The following is a 23,967-nucleotide window of genomic DNA, read 5'->3' as shown; positions in this document are numbered from 1 at the left end:
CAGATCACACCGTTGCCGCGAAGTAGGCAGCGCCCTGCGGCAGTCCGGCCATCGCCACGCCCAACTCGTCCGGCGTCCACCTGCCGTCCTTCTCGAAGGACTTCTCGTCCGACCACCCGGAGTGCCACGTCACCTTGCCGCCGAACACCGTGAAGACCTGGCCCGAGACCGCGCAGTCGGCTTGTCCGAGCCAGGCGACCACCGGAGAGACGTTCTCGGGCGCGAACCGGTCGAAGCCCTCGTCGACCACCAGCTTGTCCTTGAGGCCCGGTGTCGCCAGCGTCATCCGGGTGCGTGCCACCGGCGCGACCGCGTTGACGCGGACGCCGTAGCGTTCGAGCTCGCGCGCCGCAACCTGGGTCATCGTCGCGATGCCGGCCTTGGCCGCGGCGTAGTTCAGCTGCCCCGGGTTGCCCTTGAGCCCGGAGGTCGAGGACGTGTTGATGACCGCGGCACGGGGCATCTCACCGCTCTTGGCCTGCTTCCGCCAATAGTCGGCAGCGTGGCGCAGCGGGGCGAAGTGACCCTTGAGGTGCACGTCGATGACCGAGTCCCACTCGTCTTCGGACATGTTGACGAGCATTCGGTCCCGGATGATGCCGGCGTTGTTGACCAGGATGTCGAGTTCACCGAAGGTGTCGACCGCCAGTTCGACCATCTCGCGTGCCGATTCCCAGTCGCTGGCGCTGCCGTGATGGGCCACCGCGGATCCGCCACGGTCGTGGATGAGGTCGACAACCTCCTGGGCAGCAGACGTCGCCCCCGAGGGGTCGGCGAGGTCGTTGACGACAACCTTCGCCCCCAACTCTGCAAAGAGCAGCGCATGCGCGCGACCAATTCCTCGACCGGCGCCGGTAATTACGGCAACTCGGCCAGTGAGCACTGACATTCGGACCCCTTTTCGAGAAGCGGAGAATATTCGACGGGAACAACACGACCGGCCGGGGGGTGTAATTGCATTTCGCCCCCCAATTCCAATTCACATCGAACTGGAGTCCGATCGCGGCCACGACGCGCCATCAGTCCGGCGGGCCGTGCAACCACGCCGAATCCAGACGATGCGCTCCCGATCGAGGCTATTGCGCCGATGATCATAAGTAAACACCCAACCTCCCTTTGGGAACCATAGGTACTGCCTATTTCCTTGCTGCCATCCCGCCGGCTTGACGAACCATTATTCGGGACCCTAAATTTCTGCCAAATACCATTCGATGACCCGGAGGACATCTTGAAACGCACCCTGTACAACGATGACCACAATGAATTCAGGAAGATGTTTCGAGGCTTTCTGGAGACGCACGTCACCCCCTATCACCTCGAATGGGAGAAGGCGGGCTACGCCCCGAACACGCTCTACAAGCAGCTGGCCGAACTGGACATCACCGGCTTCGACATCCCGGAAGAGTACGGCGGTGTCGGTCCCGTCGACTACCGCTACCACGCGGTGATCAGCGAGGAGATCGCCCTGGCCGGTGTCCACCTCGGCAACTACACGGTCTCCTCCGGCGTCGTCCTGCCCTACCTGCTCGCACTTGCGAACGACGAGCAACGACGCCGGTGGCTGCCGGGGGTCGCCTCGGGCGACACACTGCTGGCGGTCGCCATGTCCGAGCCCGGCACCGGATCCGACCTGGCCGGCGTGAGCACCCGCGCCGTCCGCGACGGCGATCACTACGTCCTCAACGGCGCCAAGACCTTCATCACCGGCGGCTCCCAGGCCGGTCTGATCGTGGTGGTGGCGCGGACCTCTCCCGCACCCGAGGACGACCGGCGTGCCGGACTGACGTTGTTGGTCGTGGATACCTCCAGCGAGGGCTTCGCGGTCGGCCGTCGGCTCGAGAAGATCGGCAGTCACAGCAGCGACTCGTGCGAACTGTCCTTCACCGACGTTCGCGTTCCCGTGGAGAACGTCCTCGGCGAGGAGGGACGCGCCTTCAGCTACCTCGGCCAGAACCTGCCGCGTGAGCGCCTCTCGATCGCCGTCAACAACTACGCCTCGGCGGCGGCCGCGATCGAGTTCACCAAGGCGTATGTCAAGGAACGCAATGTGTTCGGACAGCCCGTCGCGAAGTTCCAGAACACCAAGTTCGTCCTCGCCGACTGCGCGACCGAGGTGACGGCAGCCGAGTCGATGGTGGACCGGGCGATGGTTCTCGAGAGCACCGGGGAGCTGACGGCCGCGGACGCGGCCGAGGTCAAACTCTTCTGCACCGAGGTTGCGGGTCGGGTAATCGACAAGTGCCTGCAGCTGCACGGCGGATACGGCTACATCCTCGAATACCCGATCGCACGGCTGTATGCGGACATCCGCGTGTCCCGCATCGTCGGTGGCACCTCGGAGGTCATGAAGACCATCATCGCCAAGTCGATCGGACTGTAGGGCTACCTGGGGGAGAGGGCCGGCTCCGGCGAACCCTCTCCCCCGGTCACGTTGGTACCGTTGATGCAACGGCACATCCGCAATGCACAGTTCGGGAGCACGGCATGGAACGACGGCACCTCGCATACTTCATCGCCGTCGTCGAGGCCGGCAGCATCACCGAGGCCGCGCGGCGGCTGCATCTGAGCCAGCCCTCGGTCTCCGAGGCGATCAAGGAACTCGAACGCGAGTTGCGCACACCATTGTTCCAACGCGGCCGGACGGTCACCCTGACCGCAGGCGGTCAGGCGGTGCTCGGTCCGGCCCGGCGCGCGATGCGCTCGTTCGAAGCAGTGAAAGACGCCGTCCGGCAAGTGAACCAGCTCACGCGCGGGGTGCTGGACATTGCCATTGCTCCACAGCTGGGGGTCGATCCCGCCGTCCCACTCGTCTCCCGGTTCCGGGCGCGATACCCCGGCGTGCTGGTACGCATGCACGACGCCGACGCCGACATCAAGGGATTCGAGGTCCTCCGCCGGGCCGAGGCCCAGCTGTTGATCCACGAGTACCCCGGCGAGTTCCCCAAGCACGTGGCGATCCCGTTGCCGCCGTCCGCCGTCGTCGTGGTGTTCCCCCCGACCGCGAAGGACCTTCCGGACGGCCCGATTCCACTGGAGGATCTGGTCCGGTTCACCTTCGTGCTGGGGCTGAATCAGAACTCGACCGTGCGGACCCGGTTCGTCTCGGAGCTGGCCGCACGCGGGCTGCCCAGCCTTCGCCTGGCAGTCGAGACGACGCACCGCGATGCGATCCTGCCCCTCGTCCGGGCCGGTGTGGGCGCCACGATGGTGCCCGCCTCGGCAGCCGCGGCGGCCGCCGAATCAGGATGTGTAGTAAGACCTCTCGACTTCGACTTTCCACGAACCTGTTCGATCTTCCATCGCCAGGGCACCCTCTCCCCCGCGGCGAGCGCCTTCGTCGAGATGATCCTCGAGGACCACCTCGAAGGCCCGACTGTCCCCGCCGGAACACCGCCCGGCGGGGACGACTGAGAACCGTTCCGCTACTTCGAGATCCACACCTCGTCGAGCAAGGCGAGACCACCCACCCCTGCCATCACACCGTGCACGTTCTCCGTCCACGGCACGAAGTGCGAGCCCGAGGCCCACACCAGGAAGGGAACGGTCTCGTTGATCTGTGCCTGCAGTTCCTGGAACGCCTCCCGCTTCGCCTCGTCCGTCGTCGCCGACTGGGCCTTCGCGAGCGTCGCGTCCACCTCCGCGCTGGCGAAGCCACCGACGTTCTCACTGCTGGTACTCGACAGTGCCGAGTACAACCGGCCGAGCGGGGCAGCATCCGGGAGCCCGTAGCCGCCGGCACTCACGTCGAAGTCATGGGTGACGAACAGCGTCTTCGCCAGGTCGGTCACGCTGGCGAGGAACTTGATGTCGACCGTGAACCCGACCCCCTGCAGCATCGACTGCGACGCCAACGCGATCTCGCTGGTACCGGGAATCTGCGGCACCACGAACGTGAGCTTGCCGTCGAAGCCGTCGGCCTTGGCCTCCTCGACCAGCTTCTTGGCGCCCTCCGGGTCGTAGCCGATTCCCTTCACGTCGCCGCTCCACTCGGACCACGGCTGGAACAGGTCCGATCCCGCGCTGTTGAATCCCTGCCTCGCACGCTGATTGATCACCTCGGGATCGATCGCCATCGCCATCGCCTTGCGCACCCGCACATCCGAAGCCGGCCGGCCCTCACGCACATTGATCTGACCGGCGTCGATGACGCTCACCGGCTCGAAGTATCCGGGGAACATGCCCTTCGCCACGTCGATCGTGTCCGAGTTGCGCAGGTATGTCATCTGGATCCCGCCGGCCCTGAGCGCGTCGATACGGGCTTGCTCGCCCTTGATGTCGACGAACTTGAGCTTGTCGATGTGGGGCTTACCACCCCAGTAGTCGGCGCGCGGACTCATCACGACCTCCACGCCGGGGCTGAACGCCTCGAGGGTATAGGCCCCGGCGCCGATCGGAGTGAATCGTTCACCCGCATAGGAACTCTCGGCCGCGATCATCCCGTGACCGGCGGCCAACGCGGCAGGGAACTCGTTCCAGGGCCGATTGAGCTGGTAGACAACAGTCAACGGGCCTGCGGCGGTGACGCTGTCGACCGTGTCGAGGAACAGGACGCTGCGGTCACCGCCCCCCTCGTTGAACCGCCGGGTGCCGTCGACCACGGCCTGCGCGTCGTAGGGAGTGCCGTCGCTGAAGGTGACGCCGGGACGAAGCTGCAACGTCCACGTCAGATGATCCTCACTCTCGGCCAACGACTCGGCGAGCTGCGGCACATAGGTGTCCGTCGCGGCGTCGTAGCGGACCAGGACGTCGTAGAGGGCAGCCATCTCGATACCGCCGAGCCAGGCCGCGGGCTTGCCTTTGACCGGGTCCAGAGTGCTGACCGGCGAGTAGGAGCCGTAGGTGAAGACCCCGCCGTTCACCGGCTCCCCGGCGGCGGGCTGATCACCGATGACACCCGCACCGGTGGTTCCCGCCGGGGCCGCCCCACCCGAACCGGCTGCGCCGCCGGCGCAGCCGGCCAACAGCAGGCCGGTCGCGACAACTGCGGCCACTCTCACCCCGACTCTCGAGGTAATGGTTGACGACATCGATTCCTCCTTGATGGTGTACGGGGGATCGGACAGCTTCCGCTGTCCGCCTTGACTTCTCACCGATCCGTCGGTGTACGACTACGCGTGGTGACAGGCCACGTGGTGTCCGGCACCGACCTCACGAAGCAGTGGCTCCTCCTGCTCGCACCGCTCGGTCGCGAGCGGGCAGCGAGTGCGAAACCGGCAGCCCGACGGCGGGTTCAGCGGGGACGGCAGGTCGCCCTCGACGGACGCGATGCCGTCGTCGTCGCGTGCACGGTCGGGATCCGGGATCGAGGCCAGAAGCAGCCGCGTATACGGGTGCACCGCGGTGTGCTGGACCTCGCCGGTGGGGACGACCTCACAGATCTTGCCGAGGTACATCACCATCATCCGGTCGCTGATGTTCTTGACCACCGCCATGTTGTGGGCGATGAAGATCATCGTGAACTCGAATTCGTTCTTCGTCTTCTCGAGCAGGTTGAGGATCTGCGCCTGCACGGAGACGTCGAGGCTGGAGACCGGTTCGTCACAGATCAGCAGCCGCGGTTCGAGCATCAGCGCCCGAGCGATACACACGCGCTGACACTGGCCGCCGGACAGCTCGCCGGACGTTCGTTCCCACACCATGTCCGGGTCCAGCCCGACGGCCGTGAGCATTTCGCGACCACGCTCGTCGAGCTTCTTCCGGTCGCGCTCACCCCAGATGCGCAGCCCCTCCGTGACCAGGTGGCGGACTTTGCGGCGCGGGTTCAGCGAGGAGATCGGGTCCTGCATGATCATCTGCATCTGCGAGCGGATCTTGCGTAACTCGGACTGGGACAGTCCGGCCAAGTCGACGTCACCGAGCATCACGTCACCGGCGGTGGGCCGGGGAAGTTGCATGACGGCTCGACCGGCGGTCGACTTGCCGCAGCCGGACTCACCGACGATGCCCAGTGTCTCACCCGGCAACAGATCGAAGCTGATGCCCGAGACCGCGTGCACGGTCTGCTTGCCAGCCGGAAATTCGACCACGAGGTTCTCGACGGTGAGGACGCGCTTCTCGCCCACGCGCAGATGCGCGGTGCCGCTGCCTGCCATTACACGGTCTCCAGCTTCGACTCGCGTCCGGCCGCGGTGCGTCCGGTCTTCCGGTTCACCGCCAGTGCCGCATCACCCTCGGCGGTACCGACGGGGAAGTGGCAGGCAGTCTCGTGCGGGTGCCGCGCCCCCGAGGTGTCCTCGGTGGCTACCAGTTCCGGCGCCGCGGTCAGGCACAGCGGCTGCGCGTATCGGCAGCGGGTGGCGAACGAGCAGCCCGCGACCGGCCTCGTCATGTCGGGCAGGCCGCCCTCGATGGACTCGAGGACGGTGTGGGGTTCGTCCTCGATGCGCGGGATCGCCGCCAGCAACGCCTCCGTGTAGGGGTGACGGGGCGACGCGAACAGCTCACGGGTGGGGGCGGTCTCGACGATGCGCCCGGCGTACATCACGGCAACGCGGTCGGTCTGCCCGGCGACGACACCGAGGTCGTGGCTGACGAGGATGCCGGCCATGCCTGTCTGCTTGCGGAGGGAGTCCAACAGCTCGAGGACCTGCTTCTGCACCGTCACGTCCAGTGCGGTGGTCGGCTCGTCGGCGATGGTCAGCAGAGGATCGCAGGCCAGGGCCATCGCTATGACCACCCGCTGGCGCATGCCACCGGAGAGCTCGTGCGGATACTGGTCCACACGCCGCGCCGGCTCGGGGATGCGCACCTTCCGCAGCATCTCGACCGCCCGTTCCCGCGCCTGCTTCTTGTCGTACCCCAGGTGGGCACGGATCGACTCGGTCAGGTGGGTGCCGATGTGCTTGAACGGGTTCAGCGCGGTCATCGGGTCCTGGAACACCATGGCGATGTCGTCGCCCCAGATCTGCTGCTGGTCCTTGCGGGTGAGCGCCTGCATGTCCCGTCCCATGAAACGGATCTCGCCGGTGACCGTGGCGGTCCCACCGGTGGATATCAGACCCATGATGGTTTGCCCCAGAACAGATTTACCCGATCCCGACTCGCCGACCAGGCCGAGGGTCTCGCCCGCATCGAGGGTCAGCGAGACACCGTCGACCGCACGGAGCTGCCCGCGCCGGGTACGGAACCGGGTGGTGACGTTCTCGACCGTCAGCAGCGGTGCACCGGCGTCGGGCCTCGTCACCTGCGCTGCAGTCCTGCCGTGATTTCTCATCGGATGCTCCCTGTGGCGGTGAGGGTCTGGGATGAATGCCGGCGCGCGGTCACAGCTCGACCTGACGCGCGCCACCTGTAGCCTTCTGCGCCTTCTCACCGACGATGTTGAACGAGAAGACGGTGAGGAACAGGAAGAGTCCGGGGACGAGGACGATGAACGGATGCTTCTCGAACACCCCGGCCTGGCCCTCGGCGATCATGTTGCCCCACGTGGGATTCGGTGGCTGGATGCCCAGCCCCAGGAAGCTCAGCGAGGCCTCCGCGACGATCAGCACGGAGATCATCACCATGCCGAGCGATGCCAGCGGCAGCGCGACGTTGGGCGCCAGTTCGCGGAGCATGACACGCCACCGGGTGGCGCCCATGGCTCTGGCCGCGAGTACGAATTCCCGTTGCGAGAACGACAGCGTGTTCGCCCGCGCGATTCGGATCATGCTCGGTATCGCCAGCACCGCCAGTGCCAACGAGATGTTGCGCAGATTCGGCTCGAGCACAGACGCCAGCGCGATCAACAGGATCAGTGCGGGCACCGCGAGCAGCGAGTTGGTGAGGATGCCGATGACGGCATCGACCTTGCCGCCGAAGTAGCCGGCGAGGATACCGATCGCACCGCCGACGATGATGCCGATCAGCACCGCCCCGATCGCCACCACCAAGGAGGAGCGCGCGCCGTAGACGGAGCGGGCCAGTAGGTCGAGGCCGAAGTTGTTGGTACCCAAGGGGTGCTCGGAGAACAGCGACGGCGGGGCGTAGCCCTTGGCGGACAGGGTCGCCGCCGTGTCCCGGTGCTCCTTCAGCGGCAGGACCGGCGCGATGACCGCGGCGACGACGATCGTCGTCAGCCAGACGCAGGACAGCACGAAGGTCAGGTCGAAGTCCGGGCCGATGCGGGCCAGGCCGATACGACGTCCGCCCATGTAGATGCCGACGAGGCCGACCAGGGCGACGACGATGCGCAGCGGCATCGCGACCGGTCCGGCACCGAGCGCCACCCCGAGGGCGATGACGCCGATCACCAGCAGTATGCCGCCGGTCCGGTAGAGGGCGGCGCGCTCGCTTCCGGTCACGGGCGGGATCTCTACGGGTAAGGGGTCCGCGGCAATGACCTCGACATCCTCGGCGATGCCGGGCAGAGCCACATCGTCCGTCCGGGGGTTGCGCATGGGGGTGTCAGACACGGGCACGTCGGCTCCTCGGGTCGAGGTATCCATAGGAGAGGTCGATGATGCCGTTGGCCACGACGTAGATGACCGCGATCACCAGCACGGCGCCCTGCACCATGGGCATGTCGCCCTGCTGGGCGGCGGTCACGATCATCGAGCCCATGCCGGGCAGCGAGAACAGCGTCTCGACGATGACGGTGGAGCCGATCATCGAACCGAGCACGACACCCAGCATGGTGATCAGCGAGAACGAGGACGGCCGCAGCGCGTCGCTCAGCAGCAGGCGCAGGTTCGAGGTGCCCTTCGCCTTGGACACCAGGATGAAGTTCTCCTGCAGCGTCGTGATCAGGTCGCTCCGCAGGATCCGCAGGAACATGGCCATCTCGAGGAGACTGATCGTCACCGCCGGCAGGATCGCGTGATACAGGTTCTCGCCCAACCCTTCCGAGACCCGCACCCACTGCGAGCGTGGGAACCAGCCCAGGTAGTTGACGAACAACATGATGAGCAGCAGGCCGGAAAGGAAGCTGGGAATGGACAGCACGCCGAAGGTGCAGGCACTGATGACCCGGTCGATGAGGCCGCCCCGGTGACGGGCCGACCACATGGCCAGCGGGATCGAAACGACCAGGGCTATGACCAGACCCATGACCGCGAGCTGGACGCTGACGGGCAGAGCCGCGCCGACCCGATCCATGACCTCACCCTGCGGAGGAAGCAACGACCTGCCCAAATCCCCCTGCAGTGCATTCGACAGCCAGTGCCAGTAGCGGGTGAGGAACGGGTCGTCCAGGCCCATCTCCTGCCTCGCCTGTGCGTACTCCTCGGGTGTCCGGCCGTCGCCCAGCATCGCCACCGACGGATCGCCGGGGATGAGCGAGACCAACCCGAAGGTACCGAGACTGACGACGAACAGCACGACGGCCAGTTCGACGATCTTGCTGAGAACGGCCTTTGTCATCTCTGCCGCCGCCTCCTGCCTGCATCCATCCGTGATCCTCGTTTCGAAGTGACGGCCCACTGGTGGGCGGCCGTGGTTGTGAGGTGACGATCCGGTTCCCGGATGTCGACGAGCAGCAGTGCCTGGGCTTCAGCCCCGCGAGATCGCCTCCAGCACCTTGGGATCGACCAAGGTGGAGGTGTCGCCGAGTTCACGTCCGTCTGCCAGGTCTCGGAGCAGGCGGCGCATGATCTTGCCCGAGCGTGTCTTCGGCAACTCCGCCACGACGCGGATCTCGCGCGGTCGCGCGATCGGACTCAGGCTGCGGGCAACCTGGGCCTTGAGCTCCGAGACGAGGTCCGTGCCGGATCCTTTCGCCCCGGCGGGGTCGAGACCCTCACGCAGGATCACGAAGGCCACGATCGACTGGCCGGTCACCTTGTCGTCCACCCCGACCACCGCAGCCTCGGCAACCGAGTCATGTTCGACCAGAGCAGATTCGACCTCCGACGTGGAGATCCTGTGCCCGGAGACGTTCATGACGTCGTCCATCCGACCGAGGATCCAGACGGCACCGTCCTCGTCGTACTTGGCACCGTCACCGGCGAAGTACCACCCCTGCTCCGCGAATCGGTCCCAGTAGGTCTTGCGGTACCGCTCCATGTCGCCCCAGACACCCCGCAGCATCGCGGGCCACGGCTGGTCCAGCACCAGCGATCCGGACTCCCCGTACGCGACCTCGACGCCGGCCTCGTCGACGACCCGTGCCGAGATACCCGGCAACGGAGCCATCGCCGAACCCGGCTTGGCAACCGTGACACCGGGCAGTGGGGCGATCATCATGGCGCCTGTCTCCGTCTGCCACCAGGTGTCCACGATCGGGCAGCGGCCACCACCGATCGCATCGTGGAACCACCGCCAGGCCTCCGGGTTGATCGGCTCACCGGCGGTGCCCAGTAGCCGCAGACTGGACAGATCGTGGGCATCGGGAATCTGCCTGCCCCACTTCATGAATGTGCGCACCAGCGTTGGCGCCGTGTAGTAGAGCGTGACACCGTACCGTTCGATCGTCTCGAAGTGTCGATGCTGGCTGGGTGTGTCCGGAGTGCCCTCGTAGAGCACCTGGGTGACACCGTTGGACAGAGGCCCGTAGACGACGTAGCTGTGCCCGGTGACCCAGCCGATGTCCGCCGTACACCAGTACACGTCCTGGCCCGGCTTGTGGTCGAAGACGACATGGTGGGTGTACGACGCCTGAGTCAGGTACCCGCCCGACGTGTGGACGATGCCCTTGGGCGCACCGGTCGTGCCCGAGGTGTAGAGCACGAACAGCGGATGCTCGGAATCGAAGGCCTGGCAGGTGTGCCGGGGATCCGCGGACGCGACCGCCTCGTGCCACCACAGGTCGCGACCCTCGTACCACTCGATATCGGACTCGGTGCGCCGCACCGTCAACACGGTGTGGACCGAGTCCACGGCACCGTCGGCGAGTGCCTCGTCGACGACCGACTTCAGGGGCACCGGTTCCCCGCGCCGCCACTGCCCGTCCGCGGTGACGACCACCTTCGCCTGCGCGTCGCGCAGCCGGGTCCGCACCGCTGCCGCCGAGAAGCCCGCGAACACGACGAGATGCGTGAGTCCCAGCCGGGCACAGGCGAGCATGGTGACGACGGTCTCCGGGATCATCGGCAGGTAGATCGCCACCCGGTCACCGGCCTCCAGACCCAGGGCGGTGAGGGCGTTCGCGGTCCGGCTCACCTCTTCGAGAAGATCCGCGTAGGTGAGGTCTCGGGTGTCCCCTGGTTCGCCGACCCAGTGGATCGCCACCCGGTCACCGTTGCCGGCCTCGACATGGCGGTCGACACAGTTCCAGGCGACGTTCAGGCGCCCGCCGACGAACCATCGTGCGACCGGCGCATCCGACCAGTCCAGCACCTCGTCCCATTCGGACTCCCAGTCGAGGCGCCGGGCCTGCTCCGCCCAGAATCCGAGCCGATCCGCCTCGGCTGCCGTGTACAGCTCCGGGCCGGCATTGGCCGCGGAAACGAATTCGGCTGGTGGGGAGAAAGTCTCCTGCAGGGCGGAACCATCGTGTGTTGCAGTCACGTGACATGTCCTTCGCTCCCCCGGTCGCGGCGATGCGACCGGGGACAGATGGTGGTGGGTACCGGGGCCGCTCAGCGTCCGGTGAACTTCGCGGGGCGCTTGGCCAGGAAGGACTCGACCGCCTCGGCGTGGTCCTCGCTCATGAACGTCAGCAGCTCGTACCCGGTCGACGCGTCGAAGGCGACGCCGAGCGACTGCTTCACCAGCTTGTTCACCGCCATCTTGGTGAACTGGACCGCCATCGGCGCGCCGGCCGCCACTCGTCGGGCGAAGGCCAGAGCCGTGTCCTCGAGCTGGTCGTCGGGCACGACGTGATTGACCAGACCGATGCGCTCGGCCTCGGTCGCGGTCAGGGTGTCACCCGTCATCAGGTACTCCTTGGCCCGCGCCGGACCCACCGCCATCGGCCACGCCACGGCGCCACCGTCTCCCGCGACGATTCCCGCCTTGACGTGCGGGTCGGCAATCTTCGCGGACTCCGCCACGAAGATCACGTCGCTGTACAGCGCAATGCTGGTGCCCAGGCCCATCGCGTATCCGTGAACCGCCGTGACGATCGGGAGCTCGACGTCGAGCATGTCCCAGATCAGCTGCTTGGCATCGCGATTGAGGTCCGCCAGTGCGCGCGGGTTACGCAGGGTCTTGAACCAGTCGTAGTCACCACCGGCCGAGAAGGCCCGCCCGCGCCCGCTCAGGAGGACGGCTCGGGCCTGCTTCTCCTGCTTGAGCATCCGGAACAGCTTGGTCAGATCGTCGTGCATGGTGCCGTCGATGGCATTCATCTCACTGCCCGGATGGTCGAGAACGACGCGCAGCACGTCCCCGTCCCGCGTGATGTCGATGCAGGTGAAATCGCTGGACTCCACGTGAACTCTCCTTCGTTGAACATTTTGACCGTACGAACGGTCAGTTCTACTCTGTCAAGGGCGGTCTGTCGACGAGGCAGTCCCCGCAACAGCCATCAGCTTCTGCTTGTCCCGCGCCGGGTCGATGATGAGGATTCCGATGATCGACGCCACCACCGCGAGGGCACCGAAGACCTGGAAGGACAGCGCGTACCCCGCACTCGGAGTGGCGGCCGCATCGACGATCTTTCCGGTCAAGTAGGGGCCGACCGCCCCGCCGACCGAACTCAGCGAAACGAACACGCCGAGCACTCCCGCCATCTGCTTGGTCGGGCCCAGACCGCCCACGACGACATTCATCAGCGCACTCACGGGAGTGCCCATCGCATATCCGAGCGAGACCACCGCAACGGCCACGGCAGGAACCGCGATGTAGGGCAGACCGATGAGGACGAGTCCACCGGCCAGGAATCCCACCAACGGCATGATCACTCTCGACCGCCGCAGCGGCACACCCTTGACGACAAGCCGATCGCTGTACCACGTCATCCCGATCACGAACACGACGCTGACGATGGCCGGGATCGAGAACATCGAGCCGGCCTGCATCCTGCTGTAACCGAGGCCCACCTCGAAGTAGGACGGAAGCCACGTCAACACGACCGAAACCAGCGCGAACATGACGATCACGACAAAGGAGCAGCCGATAAAGGTGCGCGAGAGGAAGATCTGCCGCCAGGGCACCCGAACCTCGGCACCGACGGAATCACTCGCATCAGCCACCTCGGCATCGTCGCGCGAACGCTTCCCGGCGTGCCGCGCAGCAAGATAGGGGCCCTCCGACCACACCGACAGCCACAGCACCGCCCACAGGGCGCCCACGACAGCCAGCACGATCATGGTCGAACGCCATCCGAACTCGATCGCGATGAAGGTCAGCGCCGGCGCGATCAGGATCTTCGCAATCGCCGAAGACGTCGACAGCAATGCGGCGGGGAACCCACGCCGCTCCGGCGGATGCCACGAGTACATGGCCGTGTGCAGCAAGGCCGAGTTCGGCCCCTCCGCCAACCCGAGAAGCAAGCGACTCCCCAGCAGCACTGCGAAGGTCGCCACCAAGACGAGCGGCAACATCGCGACCGACCAGAGCAGGACCAGTAGAACCATTGCCCACCGCAGCCCGACGTAGCGATGCAGCGCACCCGACAGCAGACCGCCGAGAGCCATCATCACGAAGAAGGCACTGCCCGCGAAGCCGATCTGGGCCGACGTCAGCCCCATCTCCTCCGCGAGCGGCTGCGCGAGGATGCCCAGGACGGCCTTGTCCGCGTAGTTGATGATGTACATCAGCACCAAGACGCTGGACAGTCCCCACACTTTCCGTTTAGTCGGGCCACGCGGGTCGTCCCGTGGGGTGACGTCCGCAGTGCGGACGGGTGAGTCGTTCAGGACCATCTGCTCTCCAAAAGGTGAATCGGCAGCCGCTGCGCCATTCCGGATCGACGGAAACCACAGGATCGATACCGTCTCGGTGGACAGCTGCACCGGTACTACATTGCACTGCAAAAACGCTGTTATAAAAGGTATTTCGGGGGGTGGACCCGAGACGCCTCGCTTGTGCGACAGCAACTCGGAGCGATACTTCCGCCACCACGTCAACGGAACGCTGGGCGGGGACGATCTCCACCACACGGACATCCTGTGTGATGCGCGCCATACTAACCGCCCGTACGGCCAGTGCGCAATGCGGCCCACGCCGGCGCGAGCGGACGAAAGCGGGCACTGTAAACCTTGCTGACCGTACGGATGGTCAGTTACAGTCGAGGCATGCTGCTGGATCTTGACGAGAACCGACGAGACTTCCGTGATTCCGTGCGCGCATGGGTCGACAAGAACTACCCCCCGGACGTCGCGCGAGACCTCGAGAAGCGCGACTACGAGTACCCACACGAACTATGGGAAGCCATGGCGGAAGCGGGATTTCATGCGATGGGTATCGACGAGCAGTACGGCGGACAAGGCGGCGACGCCGTCGACACCGCCGTGCTGGCACGCGAGCTGGCCCGCAGCCTGGCGGGCCTGACCTGGGTGTGGGGTGTGCCCTCGTTCGCCGGCGCCAAGGCAATCGGGTTTGCCGGCTCCGAGGAGCAGAAGCAGGAGTACCTGCCGAAGCTGGCCGCAGGCGAGGCCAAGTTCTCGATCGCCGTCACCGAGCCGAGCGGCGGTACCGACTTGGTCGGCGCGATGAAGACCCGCGCCACCAAGGTTGACGGAGGCTGGCTGATCTCCGGGCAGAAGATGTGGTCGACCGGAGCGAAGGAAGCAGACTACCTACTGCTGCTTGCGAAGTCGGGCGAGCAGGATGGACCGCGCAAGCGCCCGCTCACGACCCTGTTCCTGGTACCGACCAAGTCGGAGGGACTCGAATCCCGCTACATCCCGAAGATCGCCATGCGCGCGATGGGTTCCTGTGAGGTGTTTCTCGACGACGTGTTCGTCCCGGATGCGAACGTCCTCGGCGAACCGCACAAGGGGTTCAAGGCGCTGACAGGGTCGTTGAACAACGAGCGCGTCATGGCCGGAGCCGTGGCGCTGGGGATGATCGACGGAGTCCTCGAGGAGGCCCTCGTCCACGTCAAGAACCGGGTCGCGTTCGGCAAGGTGATCGGCGGGCACCAGATCATCCAGCACTACATCGCGGACATCGCGCTCAGTCAGAAGCAGGCAGAGCTCATGGTGTTCGACGCTGCATGGCGCGAGGTATCCGGCACCGACTACCTCCGCGAGGCCAACATGGTGAAGGTCGTCACCTCGGAATACGCGTCGGCCGCCGCAGACAAGGGCATGCAGATCCTGGGTGGGCTCGGGCTCGCTCAGGAGACTCACGCCCAGCGCTTCTGGCGAGATTCGCGCCAGTTCCGCATCGCTCCCATCTCCAACGAGATGGCGCGCAACACCCTCGCGGAGTCCTACGGGCTCCCCCGCTCGTTCTGAGTCGACACCCGACCTACCACCAAGGAGACCGCGACGCCATGGCATCACTGGCCCCACCGATCGGTACCCCCGTAGACCGCGCGAGCGACGCCGTCGCCGACACCGTCGGGTATCACGCCCAACTGGTCAAGGAGTTGCGCACCGAGCTCGAACGCACCTCCCGTGGCGGGTCGGAGTCGGCGCGCGCGCGACACACCGGGCGCGGCAAGCTGCTCCCGCGTGACCGAGTCGCGGCTCTTCTCGATCCGGGCTCCGCCTTCCTGGAGCTGTCACCGTTGGCCGCGAAGGGCATGTACGGCGACCAAGCTCCCGGAGCCGGCGTCATCACCGGGATCGGCCGGGTCGCCGGCCGGGAGTGCGTCATCGTCGCCAACGACCCGACGGTCAAGGGCGGCACCTACTACCCGATGACGGTGAAGAAGCACCTTCGCGCGCAGGAAGTGGCGCTCGAGAACGGGTTGCCCTGCCTGTATCTGGTGGACTCCGGCGGTGGGTTCCTCCCGCTCCAGGACGAGGTGTTCCCGGACCGCGAACACTTCGGCCGCATCTTCTACAACCAGGCACGGATGTCGGCCAGAGGTATCCCACAGATCGCGGCGGTGCTGGGTTCCTGCACTGCCGGCGGCGCATACGTGCCGGCGATGAGCGACGAGGTGGTGATCGTCAAGGAACAGGGCACCATCTTCCTCGGCGGCCCCCCGCTCGTGAAAGCCGCGACCGGTGAGGTCGTCTCCGCAGAGGATCTCGGTGGCGGCTGGCTCCACACTCACAAGTCCGGTGTCGCAGACCATCTCGCGGACAACGACGCGCACGCCCTGCAGATCGTCCGGTCGATCGTCTCGACCTTCGCCACCCCGGCGGAGCCGGTGTGGACCGTGGCCGAATCGGAGGAGCCGGCCTTCGACCCGGCGGAGCTGCACGCCATCGTTCCGGGCGACACCCGTACGCCCTACGACGTGCACGAGGTGATCGCCAGGATCGTCGACGGCAGCCGATTCCACGAATTCAAACAGAACTACGGCCAGACGCTGGTCACAGGTTTCGCCCGGATCCACGGGCACCCCGTCGGTATCGTGGCGAACAACGGCATCCTCTTCGCCGAGTCGGCGGTGAAGGGTGCCCACTTCATCGAACTCTGTGACCAGCGCGAGATCCCGATCCTGTTTCTGCAGAACATCTCCGGGTTCATGGTCGGTCGCGAGTACGAGGCCGGCGGTATCGCCAAGCATGGAGCCAAGCTCGTCACCGCCGTGGCCTGCGCGCGGGTTCCCAAGTTCACCGTCGTCATCGGCGGCTCCTACGGGGCCGGGAACTACGGCATGTGCGGTAGGGCCTACTCGCCTCGATTCCTGTGGATGTGGCCGAACGCCCGGATCTCGGTGATGGGCGGTGAGCAGGCCGCATCGGTCCTGTCCACCGTGCGCAAGGATCAGGCCGAGGCGACCGGGACCGAATGGACCGATGAGCAGGACCGAGCGCTCCGCCGACCGATCCTCGATCAGTTCGAGGAACAGGGCAGTCCCTACTACTCGACGGCGCGAATCTGGGATGACGGGGTGATCGATCCCGCCGACACCCGCACGGTACTGGGCCTGGCCCTGTCCGCGACCAGTCGCGCCCCACTCGAGCCCGTTCGCTACGGCGTCTTCCGGATGTGACGGGCACCGGAATCATGGCCATCACGAGCAACTCGGAGACTGCGTTGACAGAGAACACGTTCGACACGCTGCTGGTCGCCAACCGCGGTGAGATCGCGGTTCGGATCATGCGCACCGCAAGGAATCTCGGTCTGCGGACCGTAGCCGTGTACAGCGACGCGGATGCAGACGCCCGCCATGTGCACGAAGCCGACATCGCGGTGAACATCGGCCCGTCGGCGGCAGCACAGAGCTACCTTTCGATCGAGAAGATCCTCGACGCGGCACGGCGCACCGGCGCGACCGCGATCCATCCGGGTTACGGCTTCCTCGCCGAGAACGCGACCTTCGCCCGCGCGTGCGCCGAAGCCGGCATCACGTTCGTCGGACCACCTGCCGCTGCGGTGGACACGATGGGTGACAAGATCCGCGCGAAGCAGACCGTCGTCGCTGCCGGGGTTCCGGTCACCCCGGGACTCGCAGAACCGAACCTGACCGACGAACAACTGATTGCCTCGGCGGAGGATATCGGGTACCCGGTCCTGATCAAGCCGTCTGCGGGCGGTGGCGGCAAGGGCATGCATCGCGTCGACGACCCCGCCGACATCGCCCGAGCTGTCGCGGCGGCCCGGCGCGAGGCGAAGTCGTCCTTCGGCGACGACACCCTGTTCATCGAACGTTTCGTCACGAACCCTCGGCACATCGAGATCCAGGTGCTCGCTGACACTCACGGAAACGTGGTCCATCTCGGTGAACGCGAGTGCAGCCTGCAACGCCGCCACCAGAAGATCATCGAGGAGGCGCCCTCGGTCCTGCTGACCCCGCAGATCCGCGAGAGGATGGGGCAGGCAGCCGTCGAGGCGGCCCGCGCGGTCGGCTACACCGGGGCCGGCACGGTCGAGTTCATCGTCTCCGCCGACGACCCGGACGAGTTCTTCTTCATGGAGATGAACACCCGTCTGCAGGTGGAGCATCCGGTCACGGAAATGGTCACCGGTGTCGACCTGGTCGAGCAGCAACTTCGCGTGGCCGCGGGGCTCGCGCTCGATCTCCCCGACCTTCGCCACCACGGGCATTCGGTCGAAGCCCGTATCTACGCGGAAGATCCTGCGCGCGGCTTCCTGCCCACCGGCGGAGAAGTACTCGCGCTTCGCGAACCCTCCGGCGACCACGTGCGGGTCGATACCGGGCTGCGGGTCGGCGACGAGATCGGCAGCTCGTACGACCCCATGCTGGCGAAGGTGATCACCTGGGGACGCGACCGCGAGGAGGCCCTGCGCCGATTGGACCGCGCACTGGCCGACTTCACGGTGCTCGGTGTGGGAACGAACGTCCCCTTCCTGCGGGCGCTGCTCGCGGACAGTGACGTGCGCGCGGGCACGCTCGACACCGGTTTGGTGGAGCGCCGCGGCGAGCTTCTCACTCAGGTGCCGGACGACGACGGCGAAGCGGCCTTGCTCGCGGCGGGAGTGCTCGCCACCCGTACCGCGATGGCCGACGGAACCGACCCGTTCGCTCATCTCGGGCACTGGAGTGTCCAGCGAGATCACTGGAGCACCTGGACGTTCCGGTTCGATGCGCGCAATACTCAGGTGCGAGTGACGCCCGGCGCGTCCGGCGACTACCGCGTCGTCGTCGACGACGGAGCCGAGCGCTGCGTCAGGATCTCGCCCAGCGACGGTGGCACGCTGCTCCTGACGGTCGACGGTCTGACCCGCAGGCTCGACTACGTGGAAGATGCTGCGGTCCAATGGTTTGCCGCTGGCGGGCAGAGCTGGAAGATCGAGCGGATCCTGGTCGATCTGCCCCGCTCGGCCGCCGATACCGATGGCGGCTCCGGATCGCTGCGGTCCCCGATGCCCGGCACCGTGGTGTCCGTCGCCGTCGCGGTGGGCGACACCGTCGCCAAGGGTGACCCGGTTGTCATCGTCGAAGCGATGAAGATGGAGCACGCGCTCACGGCTCCGTTCGACGGAATCGTCGCCGAGCTGACGGCGTGCGCCGGGGACACCGTCGCCATCGACGCATTGCTCGCGATCGTCGAGGCCCGAGTCGAGGTGGCGGCAGAATGATGGACTACGGAAGGCACTCTGCTGCAGGGCTTCCCGATTCAGTGCAAATCTACGAGGTGGGGCCGCGAGACGGGCTCCAGAACGAGCCGCAGCGGGTTCCGACCGAGACGAAGACCGAGTTCATCACCCGGCTCGCGGCATCGGGTCTGCGGACGATCGAGGCGACCAGCTTCGTGCACCCGAAATGGGTGCCACAGCTTGCCGATGCCGGTGAGGTGATCGACTCACTGGCCGACCTGGACGGAGTCCGGCTGCCGGTCCTGGTGCCCAACGTGTCCGGGCTGCGGCGCGCACTCGACCACGGTGTCACCGACGTCGCGGTGTTCGTCTCCGCGACGGAGACCTTCTCCGAGAAGAACCTCAACTGCAGCGTCGACGAATCGCTGGAGAAGATGGCCGAGGTGATCTCGGGCGCGAAAACCGATTCCGGTGAGTCGATCTCGGTACGTGGATACGTTTCGATGTGCTTCGGCGACCCGTGGGAAGGCGAGACCGACGTCGATGCCGTCGTCCGCGTCGGGTCGCGGCTCCTCGCACTCGGCTGCTACGAACTGAGCCTCGGCGACACGATCGGGGTCGCCACCCCCGGGCACGTGCAGCGGTTGATCGACGCCTTCGACCGCGCCGGTCATTCGCCCGACACCCTGGCCGTCCATTTTCACGACACCTACGGACAGGCCCTCGCCAACACACTTGCCGCCATGCAGGCCGGAGTTACCACCGTCGACTCCTCTGCGGGTGGGCTCGGGGGTTGCCCGTACGCCAAAAGCGCCACGGGCAACCTCGCCACCGAAGACCTGGTGTGGCAGCTACACGGGCTCGGCATCGACACGGGCGTCGACCTCGGCGCCCTGGTCGACACCAGCAACTGGATGGCCGAGCAGCTCGGCCGCCCCAGCGCCTCGCGCGTCGTGCGCGCCCTGACCACTACCGGAGGACAGCGATGATCGAACTGACCGATGCGACCTCGGCCGTGGCCGACATTCCGGACGGCGCGACGATCGCGGTCGGCGGGTTCGGAGTCTGTGGGATTCCGAACGTCCTGCTGGGTCACCTGCACGAGGCCGGGGCGAAGGACCTGACCATCGTGTCGAACAACTGCGGTGTTCCCGGATGGGGGCTGGGCCCCTTGCTGGACGATCACCGGATTGCCGTGATGCGCAGTTCCTACGTCGGAGAGAACGACGAGTTCGCCCGCCAGTTCTTGGCAGGAGAGCTCACCGTCGAACTGATGCCGCAGGGCACCCTCGCCGAGCGCCTGCGCGCCGGCGGCATGGGAATTCCCGCATTCTTCACCCCCGCGGGCGTCGGCACTCAGGTCTCCGACGGCGGTATGCCGTGGCGCTACAACGCCGACGGCACTGTCCACACGGCTTCGCCGGCAAAGGAGATCCGCGCGTTCGGGGAGCGGAACTACGTCCTGGAGGAATCCATCACCACGGATTTCTCGCTGGTTCACGCGTACCGGGCCGACCGGTACGGCAACCTGGTGTTCAACAAGGCGGCTCGCAACTTCAATCCGTTGTGCGCCATGGCCGGTCGGGTCTGCATCGCCGAGGTCGAGGAACTTGTCGACGAGATCGAACCCGACGAGATCCACCTCCCCGGAGTCTTCGTGGACCGCCTCGTGGTGGTCGGGACCGACGCACCCAAGCACATCGAGAAGGTCACGACGGCGCCCGCCGCGGCGGCTGTGGAGGGAGTCAACTGATGGCGTGGACACGAAACGAGATGGCCGCCCGTGCGGCACGTGAGATCTCACCGCGCTCGTACGTGAACCTGGGTATCGGGCTGCCGACGTTGATACCCGACCACGTCGATCCGGCGGACGGGGTGTTCTTCCAATCCGAGAACGGCATCCTCGGGGTCGGTGCCTACCCCGAGCCCGACGCGGTCGACCCCGACCTCATCAACGCGGGCAAGGAGACCGTCACCACCCGGAACGGGGCGAGCTTCTTCGACTCGTCCTTCGCCTTCGGAATGATCCGGGGCGGACGCATCGATGTCGCGGTGCTGGGTGGCATGGAGGTCTCCGCGACCGGCGACCTCGCCAACTGGTGTGTGCCGGGGAAGATGATCAAGGGCATGGGCGGCGCCATGGACCTCGTCCACGGCGCACGGCGCGTGCTCGTACTGATGGAGCAGACCACCAGGGACGGATCGTCCCGACTGCGCGAGGCCTGCAGTCTGCCTCTGACCGGCGTCGGTGTCGTCGACCGGATCGTCACCGATCTCGGCATCTACGACGTCACCGCCGACGGCTTCGAACTAGTCGAACTCGCCCCCGGTGTCACCGTCGAGCAGGCCACTGCCGCGACCGCGGCTCCGCTGTCCGTTTCCTCCGCTCTCGCCGAGGAAGTCGCATGACCGAACAGCCTGTCCTGTTCACCGTCGACGGTGGCGTCGCCACCATCACGATGAACTCCGCACGCAACCGCAATGCCCTGACCTCGACGATGCGGACGGCACTACGCGAGGCCTTCGACGCCGCCGTCACGCACCCGGATGCCCGGACGATCCTGTTCACTCACACCGGTCCGGTGTTCTGTGCGGGAATGGACCTCGGCGAGGCAGCCGGTGATCCGCGACCGGGTCTCGAGGACTTCGCCGATCTGCTTGCGCGGGTGGAGAACTGCCCACTACCGGTGGTCGCACGCCTGGCCGGCCCGGCCCGGGCCGGGGGCCTCGGGTTCGTCGCCGCCGCGGACATCGCCGTCTGTGTCGACAGCGCCACCTTTGCGTTCAGCGAGGTCCGGCTCGGGGTGGTACCGGCGATGATCTCCCGTATCGTCCTCGATCGCACAACCGCCCGGGCCGGCCTCGAACTGATGTTGACCGGCCGAAGCTTCGATGCGGCGCACGCCCGGGCGATCGGCCTGATCAACGACGCAGTTCCCGCCGGGGAGCTCGACGCGGTGGTGCGCGGGTACCTCGACGCGCTCACGCTGGGTGAACCCGGAGCGCTCGCGGCTACGAAGGCGCTGGTCACCCGGGCACGGCGGGAGGGTGTCTCGGACGCCGAACTGGTCGAGCTGTCCCAGCACTTCTTCACGAGTCCGCAGGCGAAGGAAGGCATCAGCGCCTTCGCGCAGAAACGGCCACCGTCGTGGGTCTCCGCCATCGCCGCCGGCGGGTAGTGCGCCACCGACCATGACAGAAGGCGGCAGGCCCTCCCCGGGTCGGCCGCCTGCATGCTCCCGAACGAAAGGACAGGTCCGAAAATGCCTATCTCCATGGAAGCTCTCGCAGACGATCTGGCCGCAGAATCGGCAGTCGTCCGTCAGTTGATCGCCGACATCAGCGAGACCGATTGGCAGAGAGAAACTCCCGCTGTGGGCTGGACCGTCGTCGACCAGGTTTCACACCTGGCGCACTACGACGAAGCGTCCGTCCTGTCGGCGACCGATCCGGATTCCTTCGGCATTCTGCGTGAGGAGGTCATTGCCAGTGGAGACATCGATCCCGACCGAATTGCGCTCCGCTACCGCGACCTGCCGGGCGCGGCGTTGTTGCCGTGGTACGACCAGGCTCGCCAGGAGCTCATCTCGACGTTCCGGAAGGTGGATCCGTCCGTTCGAGTTCCATGGTTCGGCCCCTCGATGAGTGCCGCATCCCTCTTCACTGCCCGCTTCATGGAGACCTGGGCGCACGGACAGGACCTCGCGGATACCTTCGGTGTGGTGCTCGAACCCACCGACCGGCTGCGCCACGTCGCCCATATCGGTGTGGGTGCAAGGCCGTTCAGCTTCGGCGCGCACGAGCGCCCGCTTCCGTCCGAACCTGTTCGGGTGGAACTGACGGCACCGAGCGGCGCCGTCTGGACCTGGGGACCCGAGGACGCACCCGACCACGTCCGGGGAAGTGCCCTGGACTTCTGCCTCGCAGTGACCCAGCGTCGGCACATCGACGACCTCGCGCTCGAAACGGTGGGAGCCGGGGCTGCGGAGTGGATGTCGATTGCGCAGGCGTTCGCAGGCGAGCCGGGGAGCGGACGGGCACCGAGTAGGTCCGCTGCCGACTCCTCCCCTACGGTCGGACCGTGACCGATCTCGACACGACGACCGAACGACGACGACAGGAGTCCATGGTGATCGCGGAATCCGATGTGCAGAACCCGGCACCGCATCACGGCGAGCCCGACACTCCGGAATGGTTGTCACTGGATTCGCTGGGGGACAACCGCTTCCGTGGGTTCGCCCACAAAGGTGGGGCGCATCGCGCGTTCGGCGGCAGCGTCGCGGCCCAGGCTCTCGTCGCGGCCGGTCACACGGTATCGACCACCGTGCATTCGCTGCACGGCTACTTCCTTCGTCCCGTGGACCACCGTCGGGAGATCGAGTACGTCGTGGACACGCTTCGCGACGGGGCCACGTACTCCACGAGGCGGGTGGACGCACTCCAGGAGGGACGCCCGGTCTTCACCCTGACTGCGTCGTTCAAGTCCCCGACGGTCGGCTTCGAACGTCAGGAGTCGATGCCGGCCGCACCACCGCCCGAGGAACTGCCCGATCCGTACGACGCCTGGCAACGCGAGGACCCGGAGACGTTCGACGCCTGTCGATGGCGCAGGACGGCGTCCATGCGCTTCGTTCCCACAGATTCCGACCGCGCACCCGACGGCGTGAACGCGCAGAAGATCTGGTTCAAGGTGAGCGATCCGATCCCCGACAGCCCGCTGCTGCAGGCGGGTGCGCTGACCTACTGCTCCGATCTGGCTCTCGGCAGCATCGCGGGCCTCGACGTCGAGCGGCATCCCGCACTGCGTCGAAATCCACTGCGGGTTCAGATGGCTTCCCTCGACCATGCGATGTGGTTCCACCGTCCGTTCCGCGCCGACGAATGGCTGCTCTTCTGCGCCCACAGCCGGACCGCCAGTGACGGGCGCGCCCTGGCCGTGGGGGATTTCTGGTCTCGCGCCGGCGAACTCATCGCTACCGCGACGCAGGAAGTGCTGATGGTGCCGGTCCCGGAAGCGACGTGACGTCGACACACGGC

General features: G+C 66.4%; 20 protein-coding genes. 11 read left to right on the top strand and 9 right to left on the bottom strand.

Annotated elements, in window-relative coordinates; translation table 11 throughout:
• Nucleotides 1-4 precede the first annotated feature (4 nt).
• Complete coding sequence (locus AC1RIF_RS23660) at nt 5-889, bottom strand: SDR family oxidoreductase (protein WP_492603822.1); 885 nt, start codon at nt 887-889, stop codon at nt 5-7.
• A gap of 339 nt (nt 890-1,228) precedes the next feature.
• Here AC1RIF_RS23660 and AC1RIF_RS23655 point away from each other — a divergent pair, with 339 nt between their 5' ends.
• Complete coding sequence (locus tag AC1RIF_RS23655) at nt 1,229-2,380, top strand: acyl-CoA dehydrogenase family protein (RefSeq protein ID WP_492603821.1); 1,152 nt, start codon at nt 1,229-1,231, stop codon at nt 2,378-2,380.
• A 104-nt stretch (nt 2,381-2,484) separates the two neighbouring features.
• Entirely contained in the window at nt 2,485-3,411 is a 927-nt protein-coding gene (locus tag AC1RIF_RS23650; RefSeq protein WP_492603820.1) for a LysR family transcriptional regulator, read from the top strand.
• An 11-nt stretch (nt 3,412-3,422) separates the two neighbouring features.
• On the opposite strand, the gene AC1RIF_RS23645 is transcribed toward AC1RIF_RS23650, so the two are convergent.
• The 8 genes from AC1RIF_RS23645 to AC1RIF_RS23610 form a co-directional block, all read right to left on the bottom strand.
• Complete coding sequence (locus AC1RIF_RS23645) at nt 3,423-5,027, bottom strand: ABC transporter substrate-binding protein (protein WP_492603819.1); 1,605 nt, start codon at nt 5,025-5,027, stop codon at nt 3,423-3,425.
• An 81-nt stretch (nt 5,028-5,108) separates the two neighbouring features.
• On the bottom strand, nt 5,109-6,092 hold the full coding sequence (locus AC1RIF_RS23640) for an ABC transporter ATP-binding protein (protein WP_492603818.1): 984 nt from the start codon (nt 6,090-6,092) through the stop codon (nt 5,109-5,111).
• Entirely contained in the window at nt 6,092-7,213 is a 1,122-nt protein-coding gene (locus AC1RIF_RS23635) for an ABC transporter ATP-binding protein (RefSeq protein ID WP_492603817.1), read from the bottom strand. Before AC1RIF_RS23635 ends, AC1RIF_RS23640 begins: the two co-directional genes overlap by 1 nt.
• Nucleotides 7,214-7,262: 49 nt before the next feature.
• Nucleotides 7,263-8,393 carry an ABC transporter permease gene (locus AC1RIF_RS23630; protein ID WP_492603816.1) on the bottom strand — a complete coding sequence of 377 codons (1,131 nt, stop codon included), beginning with the start codon at nt 8,391-8,393 and terminating at the stop codon, nt 7,263-7,265.
• Complete coding sequence (locus AC1RIF_RS23625) at nt 8,386-9,339, bottom strand: ABC transporter permease (RefSeq protein WP_492603815.1); 954 nt, start codon at nt 9,337-9,339, stop codon at nt 8,386-8,388. The genes AC1RIF_RS23630 and AC1RIF_RS23625 overlap by 8 nt, the downstream gene beginning before the upstream one ends.
• A 129-nt stretch (nt 9,340-9,468) precedes the next feature.
• Nucleotides 9,469-11,424 carry an acetate--CoA ligase gene (gene acs / locus AC1RIF_RS23620; RefSeq protein WP_492603814.1) on the bottom strand — a complete coding sequence of 652 codons (1,956 nt, stop codon included), beginning with the start codon at nt 11,422-11,424 and terminating at the stop codon, nt 9,469-9,471.
• A gap of 71 nt (nt 11,425-11,495) precedes the next feature.
• On the bottom strand, nt 11,496-12,290 hold the full coding sequence (locus AC1RIF_RS23615; protein ID WP_492603813.1) for an enoyl-CoA hydratase/isomerase family protein: 795 nt from the start codon (nt 12,288-12,290) through the stop codon (nt 11,496-11,498).
• Nucleotides 12,291-12,344: 54 nt separating this feature from the next.
• Nucleotides 12,345-13,724, bottom strand: coding sequence for an MFS transporter (locus AC1RIF_RS23610; protein ID WP_492603812.1), 1,380 nt, complete (start codon nt 13,722-13,724; stop codon nt 12,345-12,347).
• 372 nt (nt 13,725-14,096) lie between these two features.
• Between AC1RIF_RS23610 and AC1RIF_RS23605 the strand changes: the two genes are divergently transcribed.
• The 9 genes from AC1RIF_RS23605 to AC1RIF_RS23565 all read left to right on the top strand — a co-directional run bounded on the left by AC1RIF_RS23605 (nt 14,097) and on the right by AC1RIF_RS23565 (nt 23,953).
• Entirely contained in the window at nt 14,097-15,263 is a 1,167-nt protein-coding gene (locus AC1RIF_RS23605) for an acyl-CoA dehydrogenase family protein (RefSeq protein ID WP_492603811.1), read from the top strand.
• A gap of 38 nt (nt 15,264-15,301) precedes the next feature.
• The gene (locus AC1RIF_RS23600; protein ID WP_492603810.1) at nt 15,302-16,921 is read left to right on the top strand and encodes a carboxyl transferase domain-containing protein; all 1,620 of its coding nucleotides are present in this window, start codon (nt 15,302-15,304) and stop codon (nt 16,919-16,921) included.
• Between the two features lie 14 nt (nt 16,922-16,935).
• Nucleotides 16,936-18,972 carry an acetyl/propionyl/methylcrotonyl-CoA carboxylase subunit alpha gene (locus tag AC1RIF_RS23595; protein ID WP_492603859.1) on the top strand — a complete coding sequence of 679 codons (2,037 nt, stop codon included), beginning with the start codon at nt 16,936-16,938 and terminating at the stop codon, nt 18,970-18,972.
• Between the two features lie 41 nt (nt 18,973-19,013).
• Nucleotides 19,014-19,919 (top strand): hydroxymethylglutaryl-CoA lyase, encoded by a 906-nt coding sequence (locus AC1RIF_RS23590; RefSeq protein WP_492603809.1) that lies wholly within the window; start codon nt 19,014-19,016, stop codon nt 19,917-19,919.
• The gene (locus AC1RIF_RS23585; protein ID WP_492603808.1) at nt 19,916-20,683 is read left to right on the top strand and encodes a CoA transferase subunit A; all 768 of its coding nucleotides are present in this window, start codon (nt 19,916-19,918) and stop codon (nt 20,681-20,683) included. The genes AC1RIF_RS23590 and AC1RIF_RS23585 overlap by 4 nt, the downstream gene beginning before the upstream one ends.
• Nucleotides 20,683-21,339 (top strand): 3-oxoacid CoA-transferase subunit B, encoded by a 657-nt coding sequence (locus tag AC1RIF_RS23580; RefSeq protein ID WP_492603807.1) that lies wholly within the window; start codon nt 20,683-20,685, stop codon nt 21,337-21,339. Before AC1RIF_RS23585 ends, AC1RIF_RS23580 begins: the two co-directional genes overlap by 1 nt.
• The gene (locus tag AC1RIF_RS23575; RefSeq protein WP_492603806.1) at nt 21,336-22,109 is read left to right on the top strand and encodes an enoyl-CoA hydratase-related protein; all 774 of its coding nucleotides are present in this window, start codon (nt 21,336-21,338) and stop codon (nt 22,107-22,109) included. The genes AC1RIF_RS23580 and AC1RIF_RS23575 overlap by 4 nt, the downstream gene beginning before the upstream one ends.
• Nucleotides 22,110-22,193: 84 nt before the next feature.
• The gene (locus tag AC1RIF_RS23570) at nt 22,194-23,015 is read left to right on the top strand and encodes a TIGR03084 family metal-binding protein (protein WP_492603805.1); all 822 of its coding nucleotides are present in this window, start codon (nt 22,194-22,196) and stop codon (nt 23,013-23,015) included.
• Nucleotides 23,012-23,953: an acyl-CoA thioesterase gene (locus AC1RIF_RS23565; protein WP_492603804.1), complete on the top strand. Its 942-nt coding sequence runs from the start codon at nt 23,012-23,014 to the stop codon at nt 23,951-23,953. Before AC1RIF_RS23570 ends, AC1RIF_RS23565 begins: the two co-directional genes overlap by 4 nt.
• Nucleotides 23,954-23,967: the final 14 nt, after the last annotated feature.

The sequence above is a fragment of the Prescottella sp. GW823-FHT02E09 genome, from assembly GCF_058797375.1.
Note: the sequence above shows the minus strand (reverse complement) of the source record. Positions and strands in the feature narration are given on the sequence as shown.

What these genes read in the sequence shown, in the direction of transcription:
- AC1RIF_RS23645 (WP_492603819.1), bottom strand. Translation starts at nt 5,027, where the DNA reads ATGTCGTCAACCATTACCTCGAGAGTCGGGGTGAGAGTGGCCGCAGTT.
- AC1RIF_RS23600 (WP_492603810.1), top strand. Translation starts at nt 15,302, where the DNA reads ATGGCATCACTGGCCCCACCGATCGGTACCCCCGTAGACCGCGCGAGC.
- AC1RIF_RS23635 (WP_492603817.1), bottom strand. Translation starts at nt 7,213, where the DNA reads ATGAGAAATCACGGCAGGACTGCAGCGCAGGTGACGAGGCCCGACGCC.
- AC1RIF_RS23640 (WP_492603818.1), bottom strand. Translation starts at nt 6,092, where the DNA reads ATGGCAGGCAGCGGCACCGCGCATCTGCGCGTGGGCGAGAAGCGCGTC.
- AC1RIF_RS23650 (WP_492603820.1), top strand. Translation starts at nt 2,485, where the DNA reads ATGGAACGACGGCACCTCGCATACTTCATCGCCGTCGTCGAGGCCGGC.
- AC1RIF_RS23570 (WP_492603805.1), top strand. Translation starts at nt 22,194, where the DNA reads ATGCCTATCTCCATGGAAGCTCTCGCAGACGATCTGGCCGCAGAATCG.
- AC1RIF_RS23595 (WP_492603859.1), top strand. Translation starts at nt 16,936, where the DNA reads ATGGCCATCACGAGCAACTCGGAGACTGCGTTGACAGAGAACACGTTC.
- AC1RIF_RS23625 (WP_492603815.1), bottom strand. Translation starts at nt 9,339, where the DNA reads ATGACAAAGGCCGTTCTCAGCAAGATCGTCGAACTGGCCGTCGTGCTG.
- AC1RIF_RS23580 (WP_492603807.1), top strand. Translation starts at nt 20,683, where the DNA reads ATGGCGTGGACACGAAACGAGATGGCCGCCCGTGCGGCACGTGAGATC.
- AC1RIF_RS23660 (WP_492603822.1), bottom strand. Translation starts at nt 889, where the DNA reads ATGTCAGTGCTCACTGGCCGAGTTGCCGTAATTACCGGCGCCGGTCGA.
- AC1RIF_RS23585 (WP_492603808.1), top strand. Translation starts at nt 19,916, where the DNA reads ATGATCGAACTGACCGATGCGACCTCGGCCGTGGCCGACATTCCGGAC.
- AC1RIF_RS23610 (WP_492603812.1), bottom strand. Translation starts at nt 13,724, where the DNA reads ATGGTCCTGAACGACTCACCCGTCCGCACTGCGGACGTCACCCCACGG.
- AC1RIF_RS23605 (WP_492603811.1), top strand. Translation starts at nt 14,097, where the DNA reads ATGCTGCTGGATCTTGACGAGAACCGACGAGACTTCCGTGATTCCGTG.
- AC1RIF_RS23575 (WP_492603806.1), top strand. Translation starts at nt 21,336, where the DNA reads ATGACCGAACAGCCTGTCCTGTTCACCGTCGACGGTGGCGTCGCCACC.